This is a genomic window from Streptomyces sp. NPDC057702, from assembly GCF_042799315.1.
GTDB lineage: Bacteria > Actinomycetota > Actinomycetes > Streptomycetales > Streptomycetaceae > Streptomyces.
In genome coordinates, this window is record NZ_JBHVJC010000014.1 from 194,975 (window position 1) to 203,655 (window position 8,681).

4 protein-coding genes and 1 pseudogene are annotated in these 8,681 nt (G+C 74.3%); all 5 read right to left on the bottom strand.

All coding sequences use genetic code 11. The features are described 5' to 3' along the window. Positions 1-17: 17 nt before the first annotated feature. Positions 18-1,451, bottom strand: a complete 1,434-nt coding sequence (gene murD / locus ACFVFR_RS13440; RefSeq protein ID WP_383700684.1) for a UDP-N-acetylmuramoyl-L-alanine--D-glutamate ligase — start codon at positions 1,449-1,451, stop codon at positions 18-20. Next, the gene (gene mraY, locus ACFVFR_RS13445; protein ID WP_383700686.1) at positions 1,448-2,512 is read right to left on the bottom strand and encodes a phospho-N-acetylmuramoyl-pentapeptide-transferase; all 1,065 of its coding nucleotides are present in this window, start codon (positions 2,510-2,512) and stop codon (positions 1,448-1,450) included. Before mraY ends, murD begins: the two co-directional genes overlap by 4 nt. Then, positions 2,509-3,945, bottom strand: a complete 1,437-nt coding sequence (gene murF / locus ACFVFR_RS13450) for a UDP-N-acetylmuramoyl-tripeptide--D-alanyl-D-alanine ligase (RefSeq protein ID WP_383700688.1) — start codon at positions 3,943-3,945, stop codon at positions 2,509-2,511. The genes mraY and murF overlap by 4 nt, the downstream gene beginning before the upstream one ends. Before the next feature lie 62 nt (positions 3,946-4,007). After that, entirely contained in the window at positions 4,008-5,708 is a 1,701-nt protein-coding gene (locus ACFVFR_RS13455; RefSeq protein WP_383700690.1) for a UDP-N-acetylmuramoyl-L-alanyl-D-glutamate--2,6-diaminopimelate ligase, read from the bottom strand. Positions 5,709-5,960: 252 nt separating this feature from the next. Further along, positions 5,961-7,895: pseudogene (locus ACFVFR_RS13460) on the bottom strand (peptidoglycan D,D-transpeptidase FtsI family protein); the annotation flags it as partial. Positions 7,896-8,681 lie beyond the last annotated feature (786 nt).

Consider the following 8,681-nt stretch of genomic DNA (forward strand, 5'->3'; position numbering starts at 1 on the left):
GGCACGGGGACCAACGGCTACTCGTGCGCGGCTCGTCCGGGGGCGAGCGCACGCACGGCGTCGGCGAACGCTTCGCCGCGCTTGTTGTAGTTGGTGAACATATCCATCGAGGCACACGCGGGGGCCAGAAGCACCGTGTCGCCCGGTTCCGCGAGTCCGACGGCCGCCTGGACCGCCGCGGACATCGCCCCAGTGTCCGTCCGGTCGAGGTCGACCACCGGGACCTGCGGGGCGTGTCGCGCCAGGGCGCCCCTGATCAGCGCGCGGTCGGCGCCGATCAGGACGGCGCCGCGCAGCCGACCGGCCGACGCGCTGACCAGCTCGTCGAAGGTGGCGCCCTTGGCCAGGCCGCCCGCGATCCACACGCTGGACTCGTACGCGGCCAACGACGCCTGTGCGGCGTGCGTGTTGGTCGCCTTGGAGTCGTCCACGAAGTCGACGCCGTCCACGGTGGCCACGCGCTCGATGCGGTGCGGCTCGGGGCGGAAGGCGCGCAGCCCCGCGCGGACGGCGGCGGCCGGCACGCCGTAGGCGCGGGCGAGCGCCGCCGCGGCGAGCGCGTTGGCGATGTTGTGCGGGGCCGGCGAGGGCAGGTCGCCGACCTCGGCCAGCTCCTGGGCCTGGCGCTGGCGGTTCTCCACGAAGGCGCGGTCGACGAGGATGTCGTCGACGACACCGAGTTGGGAGGGGCCCGGCGTACCGAGGGTGAAGCCGATGGCGCGGGCGCCCTCGGCCACGTCGGCGGCCCGCACCAGCTCCTCGGTCGCGGGGTCGGCCACGTTGTAGACGCAGGCGACCTGGTTGCCCTCGTAGACGCGGCCCTTGTCGGCGGCGTACGCCTCCATGGAGCCGTGCCAGTCGAGGTGGTCGGGCGCCAGGTTGAGCACGGCGGCGGAGTGGGCGCGCAGCGAGGGGGCCCAGTGGAGCTGGTAGCTGGAGAGCTCGACGGCCAGGACGTCGTACTCCCGCTCGCCGAGGACGACGTCGAACAGGGAGACGCCGATGTTGCCGACGGCGGCCGTGCGCAGGCCGGCGGCCTCCAGGATGGCGGCGAGCATCCGCACGGTGGTGGTCTTGCCGTTGGTGCCGGTGACGGCCAGCCAGGGGGCGGGGGCGCGGTCCTGTTCGGCGCGCAGCCGCCAGGCGACCTCGACGTCACCGACGACCTGGACGCCGGCCGCCGCGGCAGCGGCGAACAGGGGGCTGGTGGGCTTCCAGCCGGGCGTGGTGACGACCAGTTCGGTGCCCTCGGGCAGGGTGTCGCCGTCGCCGAGGTGGACGGTGACGCCCAGGGCTTCGAGCTCGGCGGCCTCGGCGCGCTGGCGCTCGCCGTCGCTGCCGTTGACGACGGTGACCAGGGCCCCGAGGCCCCGCAGCGCGCGCGCCGCGGGGACCCCGGAGACGCCGAGGCCGGCGACGGTGATGCGGCGTCCGGCGTACTGGCTCGTCACTTGGCCGCCGCCCAGCCCGCGTAGAAGATGCCGAGGCCGACGATCACGCACATGCCCTGGATGATCCAGAATCTGACCACCACCAGCACTTCGCTCCAGCCCTTGAGTTCGAAGTGGTGCTGGAGTGGTGCCATCCGGAAGACACGCTTGCCGGTCATCCGGAAGGAGCCGACCTGGATGACCACGGACATCGTGATCAGCACGAACAGGCCGCCGAGCAGCGCGAGCAGCAGTTCGGTGCGGGAGCAGATGGCCAGGCCCGCGAGCGCGCCGCCGAGGGCCAGCGAGCCGGTGTCGCCCATGAAGATCTTGGCCGGCGAGGTGTTCCACCACAGGAAGCCGAAGCAGGCGCCCATCAGGGCGGAGGCGACGATGGCCAGGTCCAGCGGGTCCCGTACCTCGTAACAGGCCGGGCCGGCGGTCGGCGTGTTGGCGCAGGACTCCTGGTACTGCCAGACGCCGATGAAGGTGTACGCGCCGAAGACCATCACCGAGGCGCCGGTGGCCAGGCCGTCGAGGCCGTCGGTGAGGTTCACGCCGTTGGACATCGCCAGGATCATGAACAGCGCCCAGATCACGAAGATCACGGGGCCGATCTGCCAGCCGAAGTCCTGGGTGAAGGAGAGCTTGTCGGAGGCCGGGGTCTGGCCACGGGCGTCCGAGAAGTTGAGCGAGAGGACCGCGAAGGCGATGCCGACGATGAGCTGGCCGGCCATCTTCGCCTTGGCGCGCAGGCCCAGACTCCGCTGCTTGACGATCTTGATGTAGTCGTCGAGGAAGCCGACCAGGCCCATGCCGGCGAAGAGGAAGAGCACGAGCACGCCGGAGAAGGTCGGCTCGCTTGAGGTGATCACCTTGGTCAGCGCGTACGCGATGATCGTGGCCAGGATGAAGGCGATGCCACCCATGGTGGGGGTACCGCGCTTGCCGTGGTGGCCGCGTGGGCCGTCGTCACGGATGTACTGCCCGTAGCCCTTCTTGGCGAGGAGCTTGATCAGCAGCGGGGTGCCGACCAGGGTCAGGAAGAGTCCGATCACTCCGGAGAAGAGGATCTGCTTCATCGCCCGGCACCCTCGCCCTCGGCCGTGCCCGGTTCCCGCAAGAGCTCCGCGGCGACCTGCTCCAGGCCGACCGATCGAGACGCCTTCACCAACGCGATGTCTCCCGGGCGCAACTCTGTGCGCAACAGTTCGACCGCCGCCCGCGCGTCGGACACGTGCACCGACTCCTCACCCCACGAACCCTCGTTCTTGGCGCCCATGTCGAGCCAGGCGGCCTCCTGGCCGCCGACCGCCACGAGCTTGCTGACGTTGAGTCGGACGGCCAGCCGTCCGACCGCGTCGTGCTCGGCGAGCGACTCCTCGCCGAGTTCGGCCATCTGACCGAGCACCGCCCACGTGCGTCCCCCCTGGGCCCGGCGAGCCGAGCCCATCGCCACGAGCGCGCGCAGCGCGGCACGCATGGACTCGGGGTTCGCGTTGTAGGCGTCGTTGACGATCGTCACGCCGTCCGCGCGCTCGGTGACCTCCATCCGCCAGCGGGAGAGCTGTCCCGCCTCGGAGAGCGCGTCGGCGATCTCTGGGGCGGACATGCCCAACACATGGGCGACGGCGGCAGCGGCGAGCGCGTTCGACACGTGGTGCTCACCGTACAGGCGCATGGTCACGTCACCGCACCCGGTGGGTGTGTGAAGCGTGAAGCTGGGCTGTCCGAGATCGGTAAGCCGGACATTCTCGGCGCGCACGTGGGCCTCGGAGGTCTCACCGAAGAGCACCACCTCGGCCTGGGTCCGCGTGGCCATGGCACGCACCAGCGGGTCGTCCGCGTTGAGTACGGCCACCCCGCCCGCGTCCGCCGCCGGCAGCACCTCCACGAGCTCGCCCTTGGCCTGGGCGATCTGCTCCCGGCCGCCGAACTCGCCGATGTGCGCGGTGCCGACGTTGAGCACCAGGCCGATGTGTGGCGGTGTCAGTTCGGCCAGGTAGCGGATGTGGCCGATGCCCCGGGCGCCCATCTCCAGCACCAGGTGGCGCGTGGTGTCCTCGGCGCGCAGCGCGGTCAGCGGCATGCCGATCTCGTTGTTGAACGAGCCGGGCGTCCACACGGTCGGCCCGTGTCGCTCCAGGAGTTGGGCGATCAGGTCCTTGGTGCTGGTCTTGCCCGCCGAGCCGGTCAGGCCCACGACGCGGGCGCCGAGGCGCTCGACGACGGCGCGCGCGAGCGCGCCGAGCGCGGCCACCACGTCGTCCACCACGAGGGCGGGTACGCCGACGGGTCGGGTGGCGAGGACCGCCACCGCCCCGTCGGCCACGGCGCGCTCGGCGTAGTCGTGCCCGTCGACCCGCTCGCCGACGAACGCGGCGAACAGGCCCCCGGGGCGCACCTCGCGGGAGTCGATCACGACGGGCCCGGTGATCCGCGCGTCGAGGTCCGGTATGTCGTGCGGCTGCCCGCCGACGATGGCGGCGACCTCAGCGAGGGACAGCGAGATCACAGGTCACCTCCGGCGGTTCCCGTGAGCTGCCTGGGAGAGGGTGATGCGCGCATGGCGGTGGGTCATCCCTGGTCGTCGTGGTGCTGCGTACGAGAGGCGCCGGGCGCGGGTGCGCGGTGCGGGTGGCCCGGGTGGTGGTGGGCGGTCTCGATGGCCTCGCGGAGTACCTGGCGGTCGTCGAAGGCGCGGACCACCCCGGCGATGTCCTGGCCGAGCTCGTGCCCCTTGCCGGCCACCACGACCGTGTCGCCGGGCTCGGCGCGGGCGACGGCCGCGGCGATGGCGGCGGCGCGCTCCTCCTCGACCAGGACCGTGCCGCGCTCGTGGCTGGGCACCTCGGCGGCGCCGGCGAGCATCGCGGCCAGGATCGCCAGCGGGTCCTCGGAGCGCGGGTTGTCGGAGGTGAGGACGGCGGTGTCGCTGAGCCGGGCCAGCGCCGCGCCCATGGCGGGACGCTTGTGCGGGTCGCGGTCGCCGCCGCAGCCGAGTACCGCGTGCAGCTTGCCGTCGGTGACCTTGCGCAGGGCGCGCAGGACGGACTCGACCGCGTCGGGCTTGTGCGCGTAGTCGACGACGGCGAGGTAGGGCTGGCCGGCGTCCACGCGCTCCAGGCGCCCCGGTACACCGGGCACGGCGGCCACGCCGTCGGCGGCGGTCTGCGGGTCGATCCCGGCGACGACCAGGGCGGTGATCGCGGCGAGCGCGTTGGCGACGTTGAAGGGGCCGGGCAGCGGGGCCGCGGCACGCACCGCCTGGCCTTCGGGGCCGAGGGCGGTGAAGGTCGAGCCGAGCGGGCCGACCTCGACGCCGTCGGCGCGCCAGTCGGCGTCCGGGTGGCCCTCGGCGGAGAACGTGGTGACCGGGATCTGGGTCTCGCGTGCCAGCCGCTGCCCGTACTCGTCGTCGTAGTTGACGACGGCGGCCCGGCTGCGGGCCTTGGTGAACAGCTGCGCCTTCGCCCGGTAGTAGTCCTCCATGTCCGGGTGGAAGTCGAGATGCTCGGGGCTGAGGTTGTTGAAGACGGCGATGTCGAAGACGCAGCCGTCCACGCGGCCCAGGACCAGGGCGTGGCTGGAGACCTCCATGGCGACCGAGCGCACGCCGCGTTCGCGCATCACCGCGAACAGCGCCTGCAGGTCGGTGGCCTCGGGCGTGGTGCGCTCGGACTTGATCCGCTCGTCACCGATGCGGGTCTCCACGGTGCCGATGAGGCCGGTGAGCCGCGCCTGGTCGGACGGGCCCGCCTGGTGCGTGGGCCGGTCCGGGGCGTCGGACGCCAGCGCGGCGCGCAGCCCGCCCTCCATGAGGTAGGCGGTGGTGGTCTTGCCCGAGGTGCCGGTGATGCCGATCTGCAGCAGGTCCTCGCCCGGCTCGCCGTAGATGGTGGCCGCCAGCGCCCCCATTCTGGCCCGTGGGTCCGGTACGACCAGTGCGGGGAGTCCGGCCGCGACGACCCGTTCGGCTCCGGCCGGGTCGGTCAGCGCGGCGACGGCACCGAGGTCGGCGGCCTGGGCGGCGAAGTCGGCACCGTGCACGCGGGCGCCGGAGAGCGCGGCGTAGACGTCGCCGGGACGTACCGCCCGGGAGTCGTGGGTGATGCCGGTGGCCGCGGCGCCCTCCTCGGCTGCCGCCGGGACCTCGATGCCGAGCTGAGCGACCAGCTCCGCGAGGGGCGTGGGGCGGACCCGGGCGGGGCGGGGCGGACCCGGGTAGACCGGGGCGGCGTCCTTCTGGGTGGTTTGAGACTGATCAGCGTGTGGCACGGCGGTGAGCGTACCGGGCCCGTGGGGTCCGCCGCTAAATGAGGGGGGCCGGGGCGCAGCGTGCGCGAAAGCCGGGCTCACCCCGGTGCGACCGGGTGTGACGGGAGGCGCGGGGCGCTCGGGCACGCCGCCGCGACCGGCGGCGAACGGCGTGTCGCGCGCGCTCGCCGGCAGGCCGGGCGGGGGGTGTGCCGGGGGGCGCGGGCCGCGGTTCCCGGGGCCGGGGGTGATCGTACTCACGGCGCTTCGCGCTCACTGTCCGGGCTGGTACGTGACGGGCAGCCGGGCGGCCTGCTTGCCGGTGGGGGCCACCCGCATGGACTTGAGCGCGAACTCCATGACCTTCTTGTAGATGGGTCCGCAGATCTGGCCGCCGAAGTAGCTGCCCTTGGTGGGGTTCTGGACGGCGCAGTAGACGGTCACCCGTGGCTTGTCGGCGGGCGCGAAGCCGGCGAAGGAGGCGGTGTAGCCGTGGTAGCGGCCGGTCTTGGGGTCGACCCGGTTGGAGGTGCCGGTCTTGCCGGCGACGCGGTAGCCGGGGATCTTGGCCTTGGTCCCAGTGCCCTCCTGGTCGCTGACGACCGACTCCAGCATCTGGGCCAGCGTCCGCGCGGTGCGCTCGCTGACCACGCGGGTGCGCTGGGGCGCCGGCGCGGGCGTGAACCGCCCGTCGGGTCCCTTGCTGCCGCGGATCAGCGTCGGTACGACCCGCTCGCCGCCACCGGCGATGGTGGAGTAGACGGAGGCGGCCTGCACGGCGTTGAGCGACAGGCCCTGCCCGAAGGGGATCGTGTACTGCTGCGAGGCGCTCCAGTCCCGCGGCTTGGCCAGGATGCCGGCGGTCTCGCCCGGGAAGTCGAGGCCGGTGGGCTGGCCCAGGCCGAACCGGCGCAGGTAGGAGTAGAGGATCTCGTTGGACTCGGGCTGGTTGTGGCCCAGTTGTTCGGTGGCCAGGATGGTGCCGATGTTGCTGGACTTGGCGAGCACGCCGTTGAGCGTCAGGTGCCAGGTGGGGTGGTCGATGTCGTCGGCGAAGGCGCGGTCGGCGCGGGGCAGCCGGTTGGGGACCTCGACGCGGGTGGCGGGCGTGGCGGCGCCCTCCTCCAGGACGGCGGCCAGCGACATGAGCTTGCTGGTGCTGCCGGGCTCGTACGCGTCGGTGAGCGCGGCGTTGCCCAGCGCCGCCGGGTCGGCCTTGGCGACGTTGGCGGGGTCGAAGCCGGGCGCGTTGGCCAGTGCGAGGATCTCGCCGGTCCGGGTGTCCTGGACGACGACGTAGCCGCCGTCGGCCTTGGACTCGCGCACCTGCTCGCTGATGGCGCTCTGCGCGGCCCACTGGAGGTCGCGGTCGATGGTGAGCTCGACGTCGGAACCGGGTACGGCGGGCTGTTCCTTCACGTCGCCGGTGGGCACCTGTCGGCCGCCGGACTGGGCGTAGACGCGCTTGCCGTCCTTGCCGGCCAGCTCCGCGTTGAGCATCTGCTCGATCCCGGCGCTGCCCTCGCCCTGGGCGTTGACGAAGCCCAGCACGCCGGCGGCGAGCTCGCCGTTGGGGTAGACGCGCTTGCTGTGCTTCTCGCGGTTGATCCCGGCCAGCACGTTGGCGCCCAGGCCCTTGGCCTGCTTGTCGGCGAGCGCGCTCTTGAGGTCCTTGATCTGGTTCCACACCTGCGGTGTCCGCTGCCGGGCCAGCACGGCGTACTGGGAGGTGGGGTTGGCCGTGAGCTTGTCGACCAGTTCGCGCTCGCTGACGCCCAGGATCGGCGCGAGCAGCGCCGCGGCCTGCCGCGGCGCGTCGCGGACCGTGGACCGCTCGGGGGTGAGCAGGTCGGGCGCGGCGGTGATGTCGTACGCGTCCACGGTGGTGGCCAGCTCCACGCCGTCGCGGTCGGTGATCGAGCCGCGCTCGGCGGCGAGAGTGACCGGGATGTACCGGTTGACGTTGGCCTTGGCCGTGTACGCGTTGGCGTCCACGGCCTGCACCTGGAGCAGGCGTACGACGAAGACGAGCATCACCAGGGTCAGCGCGAGGCTCACCAGGCGCAGCCGTGGGCGGGGGTTGCGCAGCCGCGACGGCGGCCTGCCCGAGCCGCCGGCACCGCCCGAACCACCGCGCGGGCGGGGCGGGCGGGGTCGCCCCGGCCCCGGTCGCTCGGGCGGGCGGCGCTTGGCGGCCGGCCCCTGAGGGCGGGCGGGGCGCTCGCGCTCGGCCTCCTGACGCCCCTCGGGCGTGGCCTCGACGCGGTCGACGGGCTCGTGGTCGCGCGCGGCGGCGGCGCGCCGGCCGGCCTCGCTCTCGCGACCACGGGCGGCGGCCCGCTCGGCCTCCGGGTACGGCTGGCGGGGGCGCGCGGCGCGCGGCGCGCCGGCCGCCCGCTCCTCCTCACGCGGGCGGGCCGCGTCGCGCGGGGGGCGGTCCTCGCGGGGGCGCGGGGCACCGGGAGCGCCCGGGCGGGCGTCCTGGTTCGGGCTCGTCGCGCGTCGGTAGCGTCCGGCCGCGCGCGAGCCGCCCTCTCCCGGCCCGTGCGGCCCCCGCGCGCGCAGTCGCTCGGCTTCCGACGGCGTGGCGTCGGGGGCCGGGGGGCGTGCGGCGTCGCGGCGCGGGGCGGCGCCCCGTGCTCCCGGGCGCGCGCCGGGTGGGTCCTGGCCGGCCCCGCGCGCGGGGCCACGCGCGCTCGGGCCGCCGTCGCGGCGTGCGCCGCCGCGCCCAGAGCCCGCGCCGTCCTCGCGGCGCGCGTACCCGTCGGCGTACGGGCGCGGGGTGGGCCCGGCCGCGCCGCGTGCTGCGCGATCCGTCCGCCGCTCGCCCGGGGCGCCGCGTCGCCGCTCCGCGTCCGGGCGTGCGTCCCGGGGCAGCGGGCGGCGGGCGGCGCCGTCGGCGGGCCCGCCGTCGTCGCGCCGGCCGTCGTCGCGCGGGCGCGGGGGGCCGCCGCGCCGGTTCGGCTCGCGTGCGCCGGCCGGCCCGCCCGGGGT

Bases quoted from the DNA above. Each gene is read 5' to 3' on its own strand.
- mraY (WP_383700686.1), bottom strand. From the start codon at position 2,512: ATGAAGCAGATCCTCTTCTCCGGAGTGATCGGACTCTTCCTGACCCTG.